Raw genomic sequence first — 19,635 nt, 5'->3', positions numbered from 1 at the left:
TTTTTCGGCTAATATAGCCTTTTCTATTTTGGTGTTTTCTTGTATTTTATCCATAAAATTATCCTTATAGATTTTTTAATTTAAAAAAATTTGAAAGTTTTTCTAAATCCGACGAAGAAAGATTGTCATTGCGCTCATACTCATGAGTATTTTGATTATAGGTATAGTATTGTTCTATAAATTGAATATCATCTTCTTTTAGATGATTATTTATTGTTATCAATGAAAGCATTTCTGGGCAATATAAAAGTTTTTCCCTTTCTTTAAAAGTTTCATTATTTTTTGAAGCCAATTTTAATAATTTTATTAATTCTTGTAAATTTTGTGTATTTGTATTACATTGCTCAATTAAATTATTGATGATATCAATAATTTGGGTAATTGTTTTTTGATTTTCTTTGAGAATTTCTTGAATAATAAAAAGACGTAATTGTTGTTTGTTTTTATTGTGATATTTTTTTGAAGAATCGATTAGTGGTAATTTTATTAATTCCCCAAATCCTAGTAACTCCATAATTGATACAGACATGCCAATTGTCATTCCTGAAAGATATAAACCGTTTAATGATATATTATTTTTTGTAGCTGTTTCGGATATAAAGTTAAAAATTTGCTGAATTTCTTTATTATCGTCTAATATTATTTGATATTCTTTTTTAATGATTTCTTTTATCTAATAGATTTCTTTAAGGTCTTTGATTTTAAAAATGTCTTTGTTTTCATACAAAAAATTATAAATTTTATTATCTTCAAAATCTATATCAATTAAGTCTTTTATTAGTGAAATTAAAATATATTTGAATTGCATAAATCTAGATTCTTGTTTTATGATGTTTAGCAAATCTTCAAAACTAGAATGTTTATTATGTAAAAAATCTTGTATTTTATACCTTGTTTCTGAAGCAACATTAATTTTATTCATTAGAGCAAAAATTTTAATTGATCTTTTTTCATCTAAAAAACCGTATTGATCTAATATTATTTTAATGATAACTTTTATATAGTTTTCTTTAATACTTTCGTTTGTTTTTTCTAAGGCTTGTGGAAACATACTTTCATTTTTAAAACTTTCTATGTTATTTTTTGAAGTTAAGATGTGTAAAAAATTTATTATAAGCTCATCATTTTCTTCTATGTAGTTTTTCTTTTTGAAATCATCAAATGAAAGATAAGATGTTCCAAGATTATGAAAAGATATGGGAAATTTGATGTCTTGAAGAGTTGTTGTTTTTTCAGGTAAGGATTTATTTGCCTCTTTGAAATCTTCATAGTTGATTTTCATTAAAACTTCATCTTCTTTTCTTTTAAAGATAACTTCTTTGCCAGTAAAACATATTCCGGTAGTTTTGCTAAAATAATTAAAGGATGTTGAGGTATCATAAAAAGCAATAATGTGTTCCGAAGATACCTTAAATATCTTCGAAATTGTTGTAATTTCTTGCTCTTGCATATTGAAAACAAGTTTTATTTTTTTTGTATTTAATGAATTTTTATCAATATTTTCTATGATAAATTGGCAAATATTTTCCATTAATGCATTTCCTTGTGTTTAGTTTTTTGTATTGTGTTTTAGTCTTAAAATTATAATTTGAAGTACTGCTGGTATAGTAACCCTATAGGCTGGGCTAGCTAAATCCAATGCAGTCCATGTGGTCATAATTGTCCAACCTACCGGACCAGAAAAAAGACTTAAAGCTCTTGTAAGTGTTGCATTTGCCACAAGAGATAAACCTCTTCCTAGTAAAACTTCATAACTTGATTTGCAACTATTACTGCAATTTGATAGCTTTTAAATCCACCTATTTTAATAAGAGATTGCAATCCCATTACAACTGTTTGTTTATTAATATTAGAAATGCCAAGTTCGAAAATATTTACAAGTTCTCTTAATGTATTTTCATCTTGAGAATTTTTTAACTCTTCTTCTATTAATTTGCATAAAAGTGATGTTTCTATGGAGTTTGTGCTTTCATTTTCATCAAATTTTACATCAAATTTTTTTGCAACATCGCGTAGAATTTCATTATATAAAACTCCACCACCTCGAAATATATTAAGAATACTATTTCCTCCAAATTTTTGAAATTCTTCTAAAATGAGTTCGATATATTCTTTATGATCTGGATAATGTTTTTTATAAAGATCATTATTGGTTAACTCTTCAGTAAAACGAACTTTCCCGTCTTTATCATGGGTTAAAATTTTTACAAGCTCATCGAGTTCTGGACTGCTTAATTCTTTTAAGAATTCTAAATCTTTATCATATCTGTAGGCCATATTTTCTCCTTGTTTTTAAAATTTTTAACTTTGTATTTTATCAAATCCCTCCCCCCAGTCAAGGGAGAAGTGAAATTTTTAAGTTTTACGCCATAGCACTAGCGCTAAAATTGTGATTAAATATATAGCACAAAATATTATATTATAAGGATAAGGTTGCATAGAAAGAAAAATAAGTATCGCTATGCCAACAAAAACCATAAACGCTATAAAATACAAACTACACATCAACACTATGGCAACAAAGCCAGCTATAAGGCTTAAAATTCCAAGCATTATTCCCATTGTTTATTCCACATAGGAGAACTCCACACAGAAGGAAAAATATACTGAGGAAAAGTTTGAAATTTTGTTTGCAGATAAAATCTCTGTGTTTTTCTCTCCATGCTTTCGCTTATCATTTTTACAACCGCTAAGTCATTTTTTTCGCTTTGTGTTTCCAAAAAAGCACTTAAGCATTCAAATTTTTTAGCATGGTCGATCACTTTTATCATTTGATCTTTATAAGACGACAAAAGAAATTCTGTTTTATGATTATTTTTAGAGGTAAAATTTTGCTCAAATTCTAAAAATTCCTTAGAATTAAAATATTTTGAAAAGCCGCTATAACACTCCATGCATTCGCAAAGAAATTCTTGAATTTGATTTTTCTTTTGTTCGATTTCAAGCTCTCTTTTGAGTTTGTATTCTTCGGTATTGATTACATCCTTACAGCTTGGAACAATAGCATGTGTATCAAATTTTCTTTCTGGCTTGGATAATTTTTCGTATAATTTTTTTATGCCATATCCTGTAGCTGTAAGAGCTATACTACCAAATGCGATTTGTTTAACATTTTCTCTCCTTGTTTTAAAATAACAAAGAAAGTATAAAACACCCTTGCGACAGGTTGTGTCGTAAAAAATAACTTTAAAATATTAAAAACTTATTTTATTAAAGCTAGCCTGTAAATTCAGTAGTTTCATAGCCTATAGGTTTATCTACAAAACAAGATTTTTCTTTTAAAAATACAACTTCTATAGTTCCAACAGGTCCATTTCTATTTTTTCCAACAATAATTTCAGCATTTTCTTGCATAGGATTTGGTATAAAAAGCCTTTGATAAGCTTTGCCTTCAGCTTTAGCTTTATTCTCTCTTTCTTTTTCTTCTTGTTCTCTATAAACCTCATCGCGATATACAAACAAAATAGCATCCGCATCTTGCTCTATAGCTCCACTTTCTCGCAAATCACTCATCAAAGGACGCTTATTTGCCCTTTGCTCTAAGCCACGATTAAGTTGTGAAAGTGCGATAATAGGCATATCAAGCTCCCTAGCCAAAAGCTTAAGTCCTCTTGAAATTTCACTAACTTGCAAATGTCTATCATTAAAATTTGAATTACTCATCATAAGCCCTATATAGTCAATCACACAAAGTCCTATACTTTCATCTTGAGATTTTAAACGCCTTAAAATAGCCCTTACATCAGCAATAGTTGCATAACCACTATCGTAAATATATAATTTCTTTTGACTATAATCATTACAAGCATCTCCTAAACGCTCCCATTCATCATCATTTAAATCTGCAGTTAAAATTTTTTGCAAAGGAATAGAAGTTTTAGAAGATAGCATTCTTTGCATGATTTGAGTTGCAGGCATTTCAAGAGAAAACAAAGCCACGCCTTTTTTTTGTCTTAAAATCTTGTCAATGAAATTTAAACAAAGAGTTGTCTTTCCCATACCTGGACGCGCGGCGATTATTATAAGTTCACCCCCTTTAAAGCCTTTTGTCATTTTATTTAGACCTTCAAAACCTGTATCAAGCCCTATAATACCTTTATTTTCTAAAGTTTTTTGCTTTTTAAATTCTTCAAAAAGTTCTGATATTACCATATCAACATCTTTAATATCTCTAGAATTCACACGATTTGTAATGCTAAAAATTTCTTTACCAATTTCATCTGCGATTTCACTTACAGCACGATCTTCATTGATACGAGTTGGCAAAAGATGCGCAAAACTCAAGAGCTGTCTTTTTACAGACTTTTCGCGAAGTTCATTTACATAAGCAGGCAAATCTATCATAGAAGGAGTGGCAAGAATTTCTGCTAAAATTTGCTCATCTATTTTTTTATGTTTTCTTAAAAAACTTACAGAAATAGGCTCTTTGTTATTGCTACAAGCTATAACCGCTTTAAAAATATCTTGGTGAGCTTTAAGACTAAAATCTTTTGGGCTAATATCGCCTGCTATACTAGCATAAGCTTCTTCACTCATGATACAACTGCTTAAAATAGCTCGTTCTAAATCCAAGTCATAATACTCTTGCTGCACTAAATTTCCTTATAAATATAAATTAATTCTAAAAATTCTATCTAAAAAAACTTAAATTATAAAACTTAATTTTTTTATAAATATTTAATGTAATATTAGTTACAATTATAAATGTAATTTAATTACAAACAACAAACATTTCAAGGAGAACATTTGAAAAAATATTTATTTTCCTGTGTTTTAGCCTCCATTTTAACCCAATCAGCTACGGCTGTAGAATTTCAAGAAGGTTTTAGTGGAAATTTAAGCATAGGTGTGGGTGCAAGGGATATTAAAAGTAATATTTCAACCTTGGCAAACAGTGATTATCTAAGCAGTCACAATGCTGATAATTCAGACTCCTCTTTCATTCCTTTTATCGGTGCAGAACTTTACTATGGTAATCTTATAGATAATGATAGAATTTTTATTAAAAACTACAATGGAAGAGATATCAGCGGTATAGCTTTAGGCTACGAAAGAGCTTATTTAGAGCGTTTTAGCACTTCTTTTTCTGTGATTTCCTCTTTAAGAGAAAAAGCTTATGCAAATCCTTATGCAATAGGAAATAGAGAAGAAACTGATGTTGATAGATATGGTTTTAAAATCTCTCAACTTTATGAAAGTGATTTTGGGAAATTTACCACTTCATATTTATTTAGCAAAAACAAATATGATAAAGACACTATCGCACAAAGCTCTTTAAAAAGGGAGGGGTATTATCACGAATTTGAATTAAACTATAATTATAGCTTATTAAACCTAGGGTTAAATTATGATTACAATGATGCAGACGGAAAAGCTCAAAGCTATTCAAGATATGGTTTTAGCATAGGGACAAATTTGGCTTTTGCTAATGATTACATCTTCACTCCAAATTTAAATCTTAGTAAATATGAAGCAGTAGGAACTGATCCTATCTTCCACAAAAAACAAGATGGTAATATAGTTAAGCTTAATCTAAAAGTTGTTAAAAATCAATTTTTGGGTTATAACGGACTTTATGGTTTTGCAAATTATGGCATAGAAAAAAGAAATAGTGATATAGGATTTTATGATGAAACCTATCAAATTGTCCTAACTGGTATAGGATATAAATTCTAAAAATTATAAAAAAGCTCCTTTGATAAAATTTAAAAAAGATCTATCTCCTATAAAGATAGATCTTTAAAAATTCTTTTAAGAAAAATCCAAGCTAAAATCAAAACACAAAATTCAGCAAAAAATGGACTTAGCCATACTCCATTTAAACCTATAAAATAAGATAAAAGCAAAAGAAAAAACAAAGGTATAAATAAATTTTGCGCCAAACTTAAAACCAAGGAAAAGCTTGCCTTATTAAAGGCTGTCAAAAAAGAACCACTTAGAACATTAAACCATGCAAAAAAATAATTAAAAGCAAAAAGCATCAAAGCTGTATAAGCAAAAGTTTTAAATTCTTGATTGTTTTCTTTTGTAAAAAGCGTGATTAAATTTTCTCCAAATATCAATATTAATACTATAGAAAATAAAGATAAAAATCCCCCAGCAAAAAATACCACTTTTACAATAGCTTTGATTCTTGAAAAATCTTTTTTAGCATAGTTGTAACTAAGCGCAGGCTGCATTGCATCACCCATAGCAATAATAAGCAGTATAATAAAACTATCAATATATAAAACTATAGAAAAGGCTGCCACGGCTTGAGTATCAGAAATTTTTAATAAAACAAAATTTGCAAAAATACTATATAAAGATCCTGAAATATTGCCAAAAAATTCACTGCTTCCGTTATAAAGAATATTTTTAAAAATTTTTAAATTCATATATAGGCTCGAAATTTTAAGCTCTAAATTTTGAAACAAGAAAGGAAAAATTCCAAAAATACCACCTAAAACAAGTCCCAAACAAGTTGCAAGAGCAGCTGAAAATAAGCCCCAACCCAACTCGACTATAAAAATATAATCAAGCACTATATTGCTTAATGCTATAATCACATTCATTACCATACTATAAGCAGTTTTTCCGCAAATTCTTAAATAATTATCCAAAGCAAAAGAAAGCATAGTAAAGGGTGCAAACAAAGCAAAAACAAACATACATTCTTTAGCCATCGTTTTAATCTCATCGCTAACATTTAAACAATCAATCAAAACAGGTCCTAAAAAATACTCCAAAATTCCGATAAAACAAGAGATTATAAAGATAATCAACATACTTGAGCTAAATATCTTTCTAGCTAAATTCTTCTTGCCTAAACCTAAATGCATAGAAATTTGCACTGCTGATCCTATGGCTATCATATCAGCCAAAGCAAAAGACATCATGATAAAGGGAATAATCAAGGCTAGTGCCGCTAAAGCATCGCTTCCTAGATATTTTCCAACAAAAATTCCATCAACTATATAATAAAAAGAAATAAAAGCCATACTTATAACATTTGGCACGGCACATTTTACAAAAAGCCTAAAAGGGCTTAAGGTGCTAAAAATACTTGACATAATAATCCTTAAAATATTTAAAATTAAAAATATTTTAAACCGCTAATATAATGCCAAAAGTCCTAGTATGTAAGAATTTAAATAAAGTAATTTCGCAATAAGTTTATTAATATTTATTTTATTTTGCATATGAATTTTCTAGATTAAACTAAAATAAAAATTTAGCCCAAAGGCTAAATTTTAAAGCACAGAAAGAATTTTCACAGCGTCATTTAACCCTGTAACTATACTTGCTCCATTTTTAGTAGCAATATCTCCTGCTACAAAGATGCCTTTAACATTGCTTTGTTTGTTTTCATCCATTAAAGGCACGCCTTTATCATCAACATTAATCCCACATTTTTGTAAAAAATCAAGTGGAGTAGAACCACCAATAGCATAAATGATTCTATCATAAATATCGCTTGTACCATCGGTAAAATTTACTTTAGCTTTGCCATTATCATCTTCTACTTCATTAATGTCAATTCCTAGTTTTAACTCTACCTTACCCGAATTTCCAGCTTCATGAATATCTTTAAGATTTATATCATTTAATCTTGTAAATTCTTTTTTACGATAACAAAGGCTAACTTGATTTGAATTTGCCAAATCCACAGCGTATTCTGCTGCTGAATTTCCGCCACCTACAACAAGAATTTTTTCATTTCCCAAAACTGAATTGGCATTAAAATTAATGATTTTTGTTAAAGTCATAGGAAGTTTGTAATCAGGTTTATTAGGCTTACCCATTCTACCTATAGCAACAATAATGTTTTTACACTCATAAACACCTTTAGCTGTACTTACTAAAAAAACTCCATTTTCATTTTTAACGCTCTCAACTTCAGAACCAAATTCAACTTCTATATTGTGCTCTTTTAAAGCGTTTTGAAAAGTTTCTATAGTGCTTTCTTTGGTGCCATCTTCAAAAGGAACATGTCCGTGATTGGTTCCTTCGCATCCCTTATAAGCTTTATCTACTCTTTTGCCATCCTTATAAAATTGCATTAAAGTTTGACAAATGTTATTTGATTTTTCTAGTATCAAAACTTCTTTGTTTTTAAGCTTGGCTTCAACTGCACAGCCTATCCCTGTTGGACCTGCACCTACTACAATTAAATCTATTTTTTTCATTTATATTTACCTTTCAATTCTAAATTTTTTTGTATAATTTATCAAGTTTTTTGTAAATAAAGGATTAAAAATGCGAAATTTGCTTGAAAATATTAAGAAAAATTCTCAAAAACTACTTAACTTAACACCCAAAGATAAAGAAAAAATTATTCTAAAATTAGCTCAAATTTTAAGAGAAAATTTCAAAATTATCCTAGAAGCAAATAAAAAAGATATGGCAAATTTCACAAAAAGCGGAGCAATGAAAGATAGGCTTTTGTTAGATGAAAAACGTATTTTAGCTCTTTGCGAAGGCCTAGAAAAAATCGCTTACATCGAAGATCCTATAGGCAAAATTTCTAAAGGCTGGAAAAATTATGCGGGTTTGAGCATACAAAAGATGAGTATTCCTTTAGGACTCATTTGTGTTATTTATGAAGCAAGGCCTAGTCTTAGTGCTGAAATCATAGCTTTAATGATAAAAAGTTCTAATGCTTGTGTATTTAAAGGTGGAAGTGAAGCAAAATTTACAAATGAGGCTATATTTACTCTTGTTAATAAAGTACTTAAGGAATTTGATTTGCAAGATTGTTTTGCTATGTTTACCCAAAGAGATGAGATCTTGCAAATTCTAGCTTTTGATGATTTAATCGATGTGATCATACCTCGCGGAAGTTCAAACATGATACAAGAAATTGCAAACAATACTAAAATTCCTCTCATTAAGCAAGATAAAGGCTTGTGCCATGCTTTTGTAGATCAAAGTGCTAACTTAGATATGGCTTTAAAAATAATCCTTAATGCAAAGTGTCAAAGAGTAAGTGTTTGCAACGCTTTAGAAACGCTTTTAATCCATGAAAAAATTGCTAAAAATTTTATAAGTCTTTTAATCCCTGAATTTGAAAAATTTAAGGTAAAAATTCACGCCCATGAAAATGCTTTGGCTTATTTTAACAACTCAAATTTAGAAGTTTTTAAAGCAAATGAAAATACCTTTGATACAGAATGGCTTGATTTTGCTTTAAGTGTAAAATTAGTAAAAGATTGCAATGAAGCTATAGAACATATCAATAAACACAGCTCCTTGCATTCTGAAACCATTATCTCAAATAATGCTTCAAATATCGCTAAATTTCAACGCCTTATAAACTCATCTTGTATTTATGGTAATGCTTCAACGCGTTTTAGCGATGGAGGAGAATTTGGCTTTGGTGGAGAAGTTGGAATTTCAACCAGCAAATTGCATGCAAGAGGTCCTATGGGGATTGAAGATATTTGCACTTATAAATATATAATCAGTGGGGAAGGACAAATTCGAGAGTGAATAAAATAGAAATACTAAAGCAACACTTTAAAGAAATTGCTAAACTAAATTCAAGCGAACAAGTTTGGCAAATGCCTTTTTTTGCGGCTTTAGGTGTGGGTATAGTTTTAGGGCTTAGTGTATTTTTTGGAAAATTAAACTATGGACTCATTGCCATGATAGGAGCTTTATCTTTTTTATATGTTCCAAACACTCCTTTATATCATAGAATGGCTGTTGTGATGTGCTGTTCTTTTGGCATAGTTTCTAGTTTTTTCTTAGGAATTTTAACCCATTTTTTGCCTGCAATTTTTGCCTTCATCCCTATAGGAATTATGGCCATGGGAAGTTCTATTTTAATTAGATATTATAACATTGGTGCACCTGGATATTTTTTCTTTGTATTTTCTTGTGTTTTAGGAGCTTATTCTCCTTTTGAAGCTAAGGATTTTATCTTTTTAGTGGGTCTTGTTTTTCTTGGGGCAATGGTAGCCAATTTAATGGCTTTGTTATATTCTATCGTTGTGATTTATGGATTTAAAAATGCTTTACCTAGCGAAATTCCACCTAGAGAATACATAGGTTTTGATGCAGTTTTTGTGGATTCTTTGATCATGGGTTCTTTTGTGGCTTTTTCTATATTTATAGGAACTTTTTTAGAACTTGAAAGAAGTTATTGGATAGCCATTTCTTGCACAGCTATTATGCAAGGCGTAACTTTAAACTCTATATGGATTAAACAAATTCAACGCATCATAGGAACGGCCTTAGGAGTATGTTTTGCATGGTGGCTTTTATCTAAACAATTTCACAATATAGAGCTTGTTTTACTTATGATGTCTTTGTTTTTTATAGGACAATTTTTAGTCAATCGAAATTATGCTTTAGCTATGATTTTCTTTACTCCTTATGCTACTTATCTTTCAGAAGCAGCTAATTTTATAAGTGAAAATGCAGATACATTGATACTCGCTCGTTTAATTGATGTCGTAATAGGAAGCATTTTAGGACTTTTAGGTGGTTTTGTAATTTACAAACCTTATCTAAGAGTACATTTTGAACGCATTGCAAAATACATCTTTAGAATAAAACAAAAAGCTTAAAAGTCAAATAAAGCACAAGCATTATCCCCTAAAATTTGCTCTTGTTCTTTTTTAGATACGACAACTTCATTAAAAGCTACTAGAGCCGATGAAAAATTAACATTTGATTCAAAATTTGTATGTGGCCAATCGCTTCCAAAAACAAAATTGCTAAGTGGAAAATGTTCTTTTAAAATTTCATATATTTTCTTTGCAAATTTTACAGCTTGTTCATTATTAGCATAGTCTATTTTTGCTCTATAAAAACCGCTAATTTTAAAAAATATTCTAGAGTTTTTTAAGCAAATTAAATCCTCTAAATTTGTTAAGTTTGCATTAGCTCTTGCTAAATGATCGATAACAATATTACAACCATAAGGAATTAAATTTTCAACAATATCAACAAGATTATTATCTAAATCTCTTTGAATTTCTATTTGCATTTTAAGCTTACTTAAATTTTCAAAAAATTGAGTCCAAACCATACTTTTAAAATTTGGTAATTCTTTGCCAATTAAATTTAATCTAACTCCACAAGCTTTTCTTTCTTTTAGTTTTTTAAGCTCATCAAATTTAATATTTTCATCAACCACAACTATAGCTTTTATATTTTCATCTTTTTCTATACTCTGAAGCAAAAATTCATTATCAATACCTAAAAAACTTGGCTGAACTAAAACCCCTTTATTAAAATCATAATGATCTAAATTTGCTTTATAATCTTTAAAACTAGCGTCATAATCAGGCTTATATCTTGCATTTGCAACCGTATTTAACTTTTTCAAAAATATATGTGCGTGAGTATCAATCTTCATTAAATTATCCTTATAAAATAAAACTCATTATAATAGTAGCTAAAATCGCCGCTATAAATCCTATAGGCACAGCTTTAATAAGTAAATCTTTAAATAATTTTTCCTTATATTTATCAGGGCAAGATCCTAAAATTAGACTTCCTCCAGAAGAAAAAGGAGAAATAGCAGAAGCTTGAGCCCCTACAACAATACAAGAAAAAAGCAATGCCTCGCTTAATCCACTACTTGCAGCAATGCTTGGAACTATAGGAAAAAGCGCTGGAGTAACCACACCCAAAGTACTTGAAAAAAGCGACATAAAAGCTGCAATAGCACACATTATTAACGGAATAAAAATCACATTGATCTCATTTTCTACAAGATCTGAAAATAATTTTATAGCTCCTGCTTCAACCGCTATGCTAATTAACATCCCTACTCCACAAATCGTTATCAAGGTTCCCCAAGGAATTAAAGCAACAACTTGTTTCTCATCGGCCAATTTTAAAAATAAAGCAATGGCAACAAAAATCATGGCTATCATAGCTATATCTATTTTTTTATTAAAATAACTAATTGTCTCATTATGTGGAAAAATAATATTTAGCACAGGAAAGATTAAAACAACAACAATCATCATAAACATAAGAATTAAAGTAGTTTTTTGTTTATAATCAAATGAATCAGGTTTTAAAATAACACTGATTTTTATATTATTTTTAAAAGCATTAAACACAAAAAAAGATAATACCACAATAGGCAAAATTATAGTAAAAGCAAAAATAATACTAGAATTTACAAAAGCTTCATTTGCTTCAATGCCTGAATTTTCCATCAATCCTCGAAAAATAATCCCACTTTGAGAAGTCATAAAATTTGCTCCTCCCAAAGCACCATAGTTTATAGCCATAGCTCCAGCAATTTTGCTTAAACCGATTTTATCGCAAAGTAAAAAAGTAAGTGGTGCCATAAAAGCTAAAACCGTATAAAAACCTGCTCCTAAAGCAGCTATAATAGCACTAACCACAAAAATAACAAAAGGAAGCAAATAAGGATGATTAGCAAAACGATACATCAAATGTCCAGCTAATTTTTCAAGAGTTCCATTTACGGTTGCAAAATTATAAAACAATGAAACAGCAAAAATAACAAAAAATATAGAAATAGGCCAAAAAGCTATGATTTTTTTAGGAGCTAAATCCATAAAAAAAGCTCCTATAATATAAGCAAAAATCATAGCAAAAATTCCAACATTATGTCTAGTAATATAGCCCAAAATAATAGCCACTATAATACTAGAGATGATTAAAAAAACCATTATCATCCTTTAAAATATTATAGGGCTTATAATATCAAAAAATATATTTTTCAAAGCATAAAAACAAAATCTAAATTTAAAAAATATCTATTTAGTAACAAATTTACCCATCTTATGAAATTTTTTATAAAATATCCACATCCATAGCAAGCAAAGCAAAGCTTCCTAGCCAATGCGACCCAAGATAATCATCTTCTATATGAGCTATGGCTTTATCAAAATGCTCTGTAGCATTGTTTCTTAAAAGAATTTTTAAATTTTCATCGCAAAAATTTGAAAGTATTTTAAAACACCAAGCACGACTTAAATTTAGCCCATCTAGATGTGCTATTTTACCATCGCTCCTATCACTCACACTCACAGGGGTAAATAAAGTTGCAGGCTCTTTTGCTTCTAAATTTGGCAAATATGCTTTAAAAAATTTTACAAAATCATTTTTATGTAAAACAGCACTTAAAAGCACCGCTTCCATCAAAACAGGAGATAAAAACTCATCTCCACAAGGCTCTAAAGCTTGCATATTTTTATCATTTAAAAACCACTTTTTAGCACTTTGGATGATGCAATACTCCAATTCTTGATCTTTTTTAAATCTTGCATATTCTAAAGCAAAATACAAAGCAAAAGAGCTATTAAAATGGGTTCCAACTCGTATAGGATAATCCATCTTAGGTAAAAACTCCTTAAATTCTTTAACAAAGAAATCAGCTATGCCTTCTAAATTTTTAGCCCAAATTTCAGCTTTGTCATTTTCTTTAGCAAGTAAATTTATCTCCAAAGTCAGTTTTAAAAACCATCCCCATCCATAAGGTCTTTCAAAACCTTTGTGTGCAGGGTTTTGAAGATATTTAAGCTCTCCTTCTGCTTTTTCTTTGCTAAATTGAGAATCTAGAGCTTTGATGATTTCATCCTTTGGAGCAAAATGAGAAAAATCTTTTAAAATTTTCACCAAAAGCCAGTGAGAATGCACGCTAGAATGCCAATCATAAGAACCATAAAATATAGGATACATAAGTTTTGGTGGTTTAATATCATTGATATCATTAAAAGAATGTGTAATTTTATTTGGCAATTCTCTAAAAATATTTTCTAGTGCAATAAAGCTAAATTGTTTTATAAATTTTTCCATTGTTTCTCCTTAAAATCTAAAAGCTAAAAAATACATTAAAAAGATATTAGCCACAAGCAAAACAAGTCCTGACATAAACTGGGCTTTAATTACGCCATTTTTATCATCCAAATTTAAAAGTGCCGCAGGAACTATATTAAAATTTGCAGCCATAGGCGTCATTAAAGTTCCGCAAAATCCACTAAGCATTCCAATCGCACCTATAATAGCAGGATTTGCATGCATTTGTATAATTAAAATCGGCAAAGCAATAGCAGCAGTAATCACAGGAAAAGCTGCAAAAGCATTGCCCATTACTATAGTAAAAAGCGCCATAGCGATACAATACACAGCTACTGCAATAAAAGCATTATCTAAACTAATATAACTAGATAAAAGTTTAGATACTTGATCGCCCATTCCTGTAGAAACAAAAACTACCCCAAGTGTAGCCAAAATTTGCGGTAAAAGCGCTGCCCAACTAATGTGATCCATAGTATGTGCTGCATCTTTAACAGCTCTTTTAGGAGAAGCCTTAAACATAAAACAAACAACTACTGAAGAAATAATTATACCTATAATCAAAGCCATCAATGTAGCATTTTTATTTTCAAAAAAACTCAAATAGGGAAATAAAAAAGTCCCAATAAGTGTAATCAAAGGAACCATTAAAGCAGGAATAAAAAGTTTATTTTTATAAATATTTGCATGTTTTATCTCGTATTCTTTTTCTTCTTTGCTAACTTCGATCTTTGCTGGTTTTAATAAATTAAATCCTGCTATAAGTGCTAGTAAAATCACTATACAACCCATCACAAAATGAGGCAAAACTCCTGCTAGTAAAAAAGTAAAACTATAACTTATCCAGAATACCCCGCCGCTTATTCTTGATTTTATATCTTTAGCTTGATTAGAAAAACTTAAAATTCCAAAAACTAAAAATAAAATTCCTACAATATAATAAAGCAAATCAAGACTTATCATCACTCAACCCTTTATAAGTTTTTTCTAATCTTTTATCAAATAAATAAAGTCTAGAACAATGGATAATTAAAGCCAAAATTCCAGTTGGTATAGCCCAAACTGATAAATGCAATGGCTCAACAATAATACCATTGCTCTCATAAAAAGCTTTAATAAATAAAATAGAATGCACGGCTATAAAAATATCCTCTCCAAAAAATACAGCAACATTATCCGTTCCCGCAGAAAAAGCTTTGATTTTTTGACTATCTTTATGTGTTAAGTTTTTAAATTTAAGCTTAGCTGCAGCTTCTGCCATAGGGGCTATTAAAGGTCTTATCATCTGTGCATGTCCGCCTAAAGATAAAAGCCCTAAAGCTGCAGTAACTTGTCTAAAAACAAAATAACACATTAAAATTCGTCCTGTACTGGCAACTTTTATTTTGGATATTAAATTTTTAGCCTGCTCTCTTAAGCCTTTGCGTTCCAAAACAGCAAGTAAAGGTAAAATAAGCCAAATTATAGCAACATAGCGATTATCTACAAAAGATTTTCCTATATCACTAACAACCTTAACAAAATCAAAACCTGAAACAAGTCCAGCATAAATTCCAACTGAAGTTACCACTAAAAAGGGGTTAATCTTTAAAGCAAAACCTAAAACAATCAAAGGTATAGAAGCAAGAAGTAACCATTCCATCAACCATCTCCACAATATGAATTAGAAATATTATAGAAATTTTAAATTGAAGAAAAGTTTAAAAAAATATTTTTAAGAATGGAATGAGAAATTAAGTAACAAAATAAATTTTATATAAATTTAAAAAAGCCTTGGAATAGTCCAAAAGCTTTTTTTGTATTATTTGTTCGCTCTTTCTATATACTCACCACGCACAGTATCAACGCGTATAACTTCACCTTCTAACACATGAAAAGGAATTTGCACTACTGCGCCTGTTTCCAATGTAGCCGGTTTTTTATTTGATCCTTGAGTATCACCCTTAAAATTTGGAGCTGTTTCGATGATTTTGAGTTCAACAACTTGTGGAACTTCTACGCCGATAGCTTTACCATTATGGAAAAGCACATCTACCATCATACCATCAAGCATCCATTTTTTCGCCTCACCTACATCATCATCACTAATAGCTACTTGTTCATATGTTTGCGTATCCATAAATTGGCAATTTTCACCATCATCATAAAGATACTGCATAGTTTTATCTTCTAAATTTGGAGCTTCACATTTATCACCTGCATGGAAAGTTTTTTCAAGTACTTTACCATCAATAAAAGATTTGATTTTAATACGCACAAAAGCAGGACCTTTGCCTGGTTTTACATGCTGATACTCAACTATTTTAAAAGGAATTCCATCGATTTCTATTTTAAGTCCCTTTTTTAAATCACCCATTGAATAAGATGCCATAAATTTCCTTTGTTAAAAAATAAAAAACAATTTTATCAAATTTTGATTGATATCACAATAAAATTATTTTATTTGATGAAAAAATAAGTAAAATTACGTTAAAATCCAAATTTAAAGCATAGTAAATGCTCGCTTCTTTTTAGGAGAGGAAAGTCCGAGCTGCTAAAGACAAACATTCCATCTAACAGATGGCTAGGGTAACCTAAGGGATAGTGCAACAGAAAGAAAACTACCACGCAAGTGGAAAAGGTGAAACGGCGGGGTAAAAGCCCACCAGCGATTTTGGTAACAATTTCGGCTATGTAAACCCAATGTGCAGCAAGAAGGGATGGTTAGCGTCTTTGTTTTAACCCTTCGCTTGATTTTGTTTGCAAAAACAAAACTAGATAAATGAGCATTCAAGACAGAACTCGGCTTATCGCTATGCTTTTTTAAGATTTAAAATATGTCAACGCTTTTTGAAATTTTTGAATTTCAACAGCTTTTGTTTTTTTCTTTTGTTCAATCAGTATAACAGCTTCTTGCAAAAGAGCTTGAACTTGATAAAATACATCATTTGCATTTTCTTTTAAAAAATCTTCTGAAGGCGATTCTTTGGCTAAATTTTTAATAAAAGCTTTCATATCAAGTTCATCAAGTAAATTTTCAAGTTTATTGACATCTTCTTGGATTAATGCAAGTTTAAAATCACTGAGCCACTGTTTCATTGTTATGCACTTCTCTCCAAGCTTCTAGCAAACCTTTGGTTACATTTATAACTTCATTGATTCTATCTTCGTTATTTTCTAAATTTGCCAAAGATAAAAGTTGAATTTCTCTTGTGTAAAGCCCGCTTAAATAATGTGCCACTTCTCCGCCTTTTTCATAGTTTAAAGTATTAATAAGCTCTATAAAAATAGCCGTGGTTCTTTTTACAAAATACACTCTTTGTTCTATATCTTCATTTCTTATGGCTACTTTAGCTCTTGCACAAAAACGCAAAATTCCCTCATAAAGCATTTCAATAAGTTTTTGCGGGGACTCTATCCCCACTTGATTTTGAGAATAAGCATTATAGGCTAAATTATTTTGCATCTTTTTTATCCTTAATTATTAGAATTGTTTGCCGCATTAATCATATTAGTCACAGTATTTAGCTGTTGATTGAGTTTATTTAAAATACTCTCATATTGCAACCATTGATTCGCCATTGTATCATATCTTGTATCAATCATAGCCTGAGTCGAGTCTTTAGAGGTATTTAATGATTTAATATCATTTGTCAAACTCTCATCATATTTTGTAATTGAACCATCTTTTCCAGTCATCTCTTGCAACGTGGCTTTTAATTTTGAAAAAATACCTTTACCTTCTATAGGCTTAGAGGTTATATTTACGTCAGACAAACCTAATTCCTTGAGAATGTTAGCATCTCCTTTGATTGAAAAATCCGAGCTACCATCTCCACTAAAATTCAACCTAAACCCTGTAACATTGTTTTGATTATAGGATTCAACCTTAACTTTTAAGCCTTCAATACCTTTACTGTTTATATGATTAGCTAAATTTTGAAGCAATTCTTCCTCTGTTTTCCCTGTTAATTTAAAATTAGTACCATCAGAATTTTTAGATAAATCATATGTTTGATTATTAAAAACTATAGTAAAATCTCCTGGTTTAAATTCTAAACCATTAGTATTACCTCCATTGGAATTAAGATATTTACTTAAACTTCCTGTCTTAATTACCTCTCCTGTGTGATTAATGTCTTCGTATTTAGTAATATTTGAAAAAAAACTTTCAGTAGAGTCTGGATCTTCTTTAACTTTTTGTTCAAATTTAGAAGAATCAAAACTCAAAGTGCCTGCATCATTTAAACTTAAGCCAAAATCCTGCATAGAAAGCATAACCTTAGTGTTTACTTTATTACCATTTGCATCTTCAGTAGTTCCATCAACAACTTGAGAATCAAACAAATCAGCAAGAATGCTTGAGCGTATTGAATTTACTTCACTGATGCCTTGTAAAGTTCCTTTTGTTCCGGTTTCACTATTATAGTCAGTTGCAGCATTAAGATTGGTTACTAAATCATTATAAGCATCCACCAAATCTTGCATGGCTTTTGTCACACCTTCAAAATCTTGCTGTACATCAAAATTAATTTCACCTGTTTTATTTAAAGTTAAAGTCATTCCTACACCAAGATCGGTAACAGTATTACTTGATCTAAACATCTTAATACCATCAAGTGTGAATTCTGCATTTTGCGCAGTTTGGATATGCAAAGAAGCATCCTTAATACCATAACCTTTTTTATCCTTAGCTGGATCAATAGAACTCGTTGTATCTAATTCCCATCCAAGACTTTTGAATATTTTTTCTGCCTCTGAATCACTTTTATACTGACCCTGCGCATCTTTTTTTCCTGCATAGAAACTTATCGCACTGTCTTCGCCTGTTTCTTTACTGGTTAAAGTTAAGCGGTAAGGAGTACCTTTCTCTCCTGTGTTTACAATCTTAGCGACAATCTCTCCTCCACTAGCTTCATTAATTTTATCAGCTAAATCTCTATAGGTTGTGTTTTTATCTACCGTAACAGTATATTCTTTGCCATTTGAAAAAAAAGTAAGATCGGCAGTTCCATTTAATTTTGCATTAACAAAACCACCATCATTTGCCAATCCTTGACTTTGATATACATCTTTTTGTGCAAGTTGAGTAACATTGATATTCATGCTTTGTAAAGCAACACCCGAATTAACTGTAAGACTTGCTGGAGGATTATCGCTAATACTTCCTACAACTTTTCTTTTCGCAAAAACCGTAGCATCGGCTAATGATGAAACAGCCGTCTGAAAACTTAGTAATTTAGTTTTGATTTCTGTTAAATCTTTTTGTTTGGTTGTATTTTCTTCAATTTTTTTAGTATAAGGATCAATACGAGCTTTTTGCTCTGCTTCTTTTAATTTATCTATAGTATCTTGAGTTAAAACCCCAGAACCAAATCCTAAACTAGATAGACTACCAAATGCCATTTTTAACTCTCCTTATCAAATATCATTCCTATCACATCCCTAAAATACTCAGCTAATCTCATAGCTTCTTCACTAGGAATTTGACGGATTTCCCTTCCAGTGCTTTTTTCAGTCACGCTAATATACATAGAACCGATTTTATCACTATAACCAAAACGAACATTGGTATCTAGAGAATCCATTTGCTCATTTAACTTTTTTGTAATATCAGCCAACTTTTCACTCACACCTCGTTGCTGTCCATCATCGCCTTCTTGGCCTTGACTTCTATCGGTTTGAATGTTTAAACTAGCCTGTGTCTCACTTGTTCTTTGGCTAATGTTTGCCAAAGCTGTATCCATTTGCCCATTTGCCTTCGATATTTCCATTTTAAAATCCTTTTTAAAATTTCCTATTGCTAGTTAAAAGCTTATATCGACAAATTTATAAATTTATGAACACCTATAAAGAAAATTTTATTTTTCAATAATAAAAAAA

Annotated in this window: 17 protein-coding genes, 1 other RNA gene and 3 pseudogenes; 4 read left to right on the top strand and 17 right to left on the bottom strand. The window is 30.0% G+C overall.

Going from position 1 to position 19,635, the window contains the following annotated elements; all coding sequences use genetic code 11:
• Positions 1-64 precede the first annotated feature (64 nt).
• The 5 genes and pseudogenes from FBE96_RS08560 to FBE96_RS02795 form a co-directional block, all read right to left on the bottom strand.
• Positions 65-1,531, bottom strand: a pseudogene (locus tag FBE96_RS08560) (hypothetical protein).
• A gap of 18 nt (positions 1,532-1,549) precedes the next feature.
• A pseudogene (locus FBE96_RS02810) lies at positions 1,550-2,277 on the bottom strand (DUF3944 domain-containing protein).
• Positions 2,278-2,355: 78 nt separating this feature from the next.
• On the bottom strand, positions 2,356-2,562 hold the full coding sequence (locus tag FBE96_RS02805; RefSeq protein WP_002868077.1) for a hypothetical protein: 207 nt from the start codon (positions 2,560-2,562) through the stop codon (positions 2,356-2,358).
• Positions 2,553-3,154 (bottom strand): annotated as a pseudogene (locus FBE96_RS02800) (hypothetical protein). The gene FBE96_RS02805 and the pseudogene FBE96_RS02800 overlap by 10 nt, the downstream one beginning before the upstream one ends.
• Positions 3,155-3,216: 62 nt before the next feature.
• Positions 3,217-4,593: a replicative DNA helicase gene (locus FBE96_RS02795; protein WP_002869960.1), complete on the bottom strand. Its 1,377-nt coding sequence runs from the start codon at positions 4,591-4,593 to the stop codon at positions 3,217-3,219.
• 153 nt (positions 4,594-4,746) lie between these two features.
• Here FBE96_RS02795 and FBE96_RS02790 point away from each other — a divergent pair, with 153 nt between their 5' ends.
• Entirely contained in the window at positions 4,747-5,676 is a 930-nt protein-coding gene (locus tag FBE96_RS02790; protein WP_002859942.1) for a DUF2860 family protein, read from the top strand.
• Positions 5,677-5,723: 47 nt separating this feature from the next.
• Here FBE96_RS02790 and FBE96_RS02785 read toward each other — a convergent pair whose 3' ends face one another.
• Positions 5,724-7,052, bottom strand: a complete 1,329-nt coding sequence (locus tag FBE96_RS02785) for an MATE family efflux transporter (protein ID WP_002872014.1) — start codon at positions 7,050-7,052, stop codon at positions 5,724-5,726.
• Positions 7,053-7,232: 180 nt separating this feature from the next.
• Complete coding sequence (locus FBE96_RS02780; RefSeq protein WP_002856867.1) at positions 7,233-8,168, bottom strand: NAD(P)-binding domain-containing protein; 936 nt, start codon at positions 8,166-8,168, stop codon at positions 7,233-7,235.
• Between the two features lie 70 nt (positions 8,169-8,238).
• On the opposite strand from FBE96_RS02780, the gene FBE96_RS02775 reads away from it, so the two are divergent.
• Together FBE96_RS02775 and FBE96_RS02770 are read left to right on the top strand one after the other, a co-directional pair.
• Positions 8,239-9,471: a glutamate-5-semialdehyde dehydrogenase gene (locus FBE96_RS02775; RefSeq protein ID WP_002856964.1), complete on the top strand. Its 1,233-nt coding sequence runs from the start codon at positions 8,239-8,241 to the stop codon at positions 9,469-9,471.
• Positions 9,468-10,553 carry an FUSC family protein gene (locus FBE96_RS02770; protein WP_002905704.1) on the top strand — a complete coding sequence of 362 codons (1,086 nt, stop codon included), beginning with the start codon at positions 9,468-9,470 and terminating at the stop codon, positions 10,551-10,553. The genes FBE96_RS02775 and FBE96_RS02770 overlap by 4 nt, the downstream gene beginning before the upstream one ends.
• On the opposite strand, the gene FBE96_RS02765 is transcribed toward FBE96_RS02770, so the two are convergent.
• From FBE96_RS02765 to efp, 6 genes are all read right to left on the bottom strand, one after another.
• On the bottom strand, positions 10,550-11,347 hold the full coding sequence (locus tag FBE96_RS02765; RefSeq protein WP_002872013.1) for an amidohydrolase: 798 nt from the start codon (positions 11,345-11,347) through the stop codon (positions 10,550-10,552). The genes FBE96_RS02770 and FBE96_RS02765 overlap by 4 nt on opposite strands.
• 10 nt (positions 11,348-11,357) lie before the next feature.
• Entirely contained in the window at positions 11,358-12,650 is a 1,293-nt protein-coding gene (locus FBE96_RS02760) for an SLC13 family permease (RefSeq protein WP_072223315.1), read from the bottom strand.
• 118 nt (positions 12,651-12,768) lie between these two features.
• Positions 12,769-13,773, bottom strand: a complete 1,005-nt coding sequence (locus FBE96_RS02755; protein WP_002872011.1) for a DUF2891 domain-containing protein — start codon at positions 13,771-13,773, stop codon at positions 12,769-12,771.
• 9 nt (positions 13,774-13,782) lie between these two features.
• A complete protein-coding gene (locus tag FBE96_RS02750) occupies positions 13,783-14,736 on the bottom strand; it encodes a DUF979 domain-containing protein (protein WP_002872010.1) in 954 nt (317 codons plus the stop codon).
• Complete coding sequence (locus FBE96_RS02745; RefSeq protein WP_002856730.1) at positions 14,723-15,415, bottom strand: DUF969 domain-containing protein; 693 nt, start codon at positions 15,413-15,415, stop codon at positions 14,723-14,725. Before FBE96_RS02745 ends, FBE96_RS02750 begins: the two co-directional genes overlap by 14 nt.
• 159 nt (positions 15,416-15,574) lie before the next feature.
• Positions 15,575-16,144 (bottom strand): elongation factor P, encoded by a 570-nt coding sequence (efp, locus tag FBE96_RS02740; RefSeq protein WP_002855210.1) that lies wholly within the window; start codon positions 16,142-16,144, stop codon positions 15,575-15,577.
• 113 nt (positions 16,145-16,257) lie between these two features.
• Here efp and rnpB point away from each other — a divergent pair.
• An RNA gene (gene rnpB, locus FBE96_RS02735) (RNase P RNA component class A) lies at positions 16,258-16,578 on the top strand.
• Here rnpB and FBE96_RS02730 read toward each other — a convergent pair.
• From FBE96_RS02730 to FBE96_RS02715, 4 genes are read right to left on the bottom strand one after another with little or no spacing between them, the layout of a single operon-like run.
• Positions 16,576-16,851, bottom strand: coding sequence for a hypothetical protein (locus FBE96_RS02730; protein WP_002776186.1), 276 nt, complete (start codon positions 16,849-16,851; stop codon positions 16,576-16,578). The two genes, rnpB and FBE96_RS02730, sit on opposite strands and share 3 nt — an antisense overlap.
• Positions 16,832-17,218 (bottom strand): flagellar export chaperone FliS, encoded by a 387-nt coding sequence (fliS, locus tag FBE96_RS02725; RefSeq protein WP_002776169.1) that lies wholly within the window; start codon positions 17,216-17,218, stop codon positions 16,832-16,834. The genes FBE96_RS02730 and fliS overlap by 20 nt, the downstream gene beginning before the upstream one ends.
• An 11-nt stretch (positions 17,219-17,229) precedes the next feature.
• Positions 17,230-19,158 carry a flagellar filament capping protein FliD gene (gene fliD / locus FBE96_RS02720; protein WP_002872009.1) on the bottom strand — a complete coding sequence of 643 codons (1,929 nt, stop codon included), beginning with the start codon at positions 19,156-19,158 and terminating at the stop codon, positions 17,230-17,232.
• A 2-nt stretch (positions 19,159-19,160) separates the two neighbouring features.
• Positions 19,161-19,526: a FlaG family protein gene (locus FBE96_RS02715; RefSeq protein ID WP_002776146.1), complete on the bottom strand. Its 366-nt coding sequence runs from the start codon at positions 19,524-19,526 to the stop codon at positions 19,161-19,163.
• Positions 19,527-19,635 lie beyond the last annotated feature (109 nt).

Origin of the sequence: Campylobacter sp. CFSAN093241, assembly GCF_012889595.1 — a bacterium.
In the GTDB taxonomy this organism is placed as follows: Bacteria; Campylobacterota; Campylobacteria; order Campylobacterales; family Campylobacteraceae; genus Campylobacter_D; species Campylobacter_D jejuni.
This window is presented reverse-complemented; position numbering and strand designations above follow the sequence as displayed.

What these genes read in the sequence shown, in the direction of transcription:
- FBE96_RS02805 (WP_002868077.1), bottom strand. Translation starts at nt 2,562, where the DNA reads ATGGGAATAATGCTTGGAATTTTAAGCCTTATAGCTGGCTTTGTTGCC.
- FBE96_RS02785 (WP_002872014.1), bottom strand. Translation starts at nt 7,052, where the DNA reads ATGTCAAGTATTTTTAGCACCTTAAGCCCTTTTAGGCTTTTTGTAAAA.
- FBE96_RS02780 (WP_002856867.1), bottom strand. Translation starts at nt 8,168, where the DNA reads ATGAAAAAAATAGATTTAATTGTAGTAGGTGCAGGTCCAACAGGGATA.
- FBE96_RS02775 (WP_002856964.1), top strand. Translation starts at nt 8,239, where the DNA reads ATGCGAAATTTGCTTGAAAATATTAAGAAAAATTCTCAAAAACTACTT.
- FBE96_RS02765 (WP_002872013.1), bottom strand. Translation starts at nt 11,347, where the DNA reads ATGAAGATTGATACTCACGCACATATATTTTTGAAAAAGTTAAATACG.
- FBE96_RS02760 (WP_072223315.1), bottom strand. Translation starts at nt 12,650, where the DNA reads ATGATAATGGTTTTTTTAATCATCTCTAGTATTATAGTGGCTATTATT.
- FBE96_RS02755 (WP_002872011.1), bottom strand. Translation starts at nt 13,773, where the DNA reads ATGGAAAAATTTATAAAACAATTTAGCTTTATTGCACTAGAAAATATT.
- FBE96_RS02750 (WP_002872010.1), bottom strand. Translation starts at nt 14,736, where the DNA reads ATGATAAGTCTTGATTTGCTTTATTATATTGTAGGAATTTTATTTTTA.
- FBE96_RS02745 (WP_002856730.1), bottom strand. Translation starts at nt 15,415, where the DNA reads ATGGAATGGTTACTTCTTGCTTCTATACCTTTGATTGTTTTAGGTTTT.
- efp (WP_002855210.1), bottom strand. Translation starts at nt 16,144, where the DNA reads ATGGCATCTTATTCAATGGGTGATTTAAAAAAGGGACTTAAAATAGAA.
- FBE96_RS02730 (WP_002776186.1), bottom strand. Translation starts at nt 16,851, where the DNA reads ATGAAACAGTGGCTCAGTGATTTTAAACTTGCATTAATCCAAGAAGAT.
- fliS (WP_002776169.1), bottom strand. Translation starts at nt 17,218, where the DNA reads ATGCAAAATAATTTAGCCTATAATGCTTATTCTCAAAATCAAGTGGGG.
- fliD (WP_002872009.1), bottom strand. Translation starts at nt 19,158, where the DNA reads ATGGCATTTGGTAGTCTATCTAGTTTAGGATTTGGTTCTGGGGTTTTA.
- FBE96_RS02715 (WP_002776146.1), bottom strand. Translation starts at nt 19,526, where the DNA reads ATGGAAATATCGAAGGCAAATGGGCAAATGGATACAGCTTTGGCAAAC.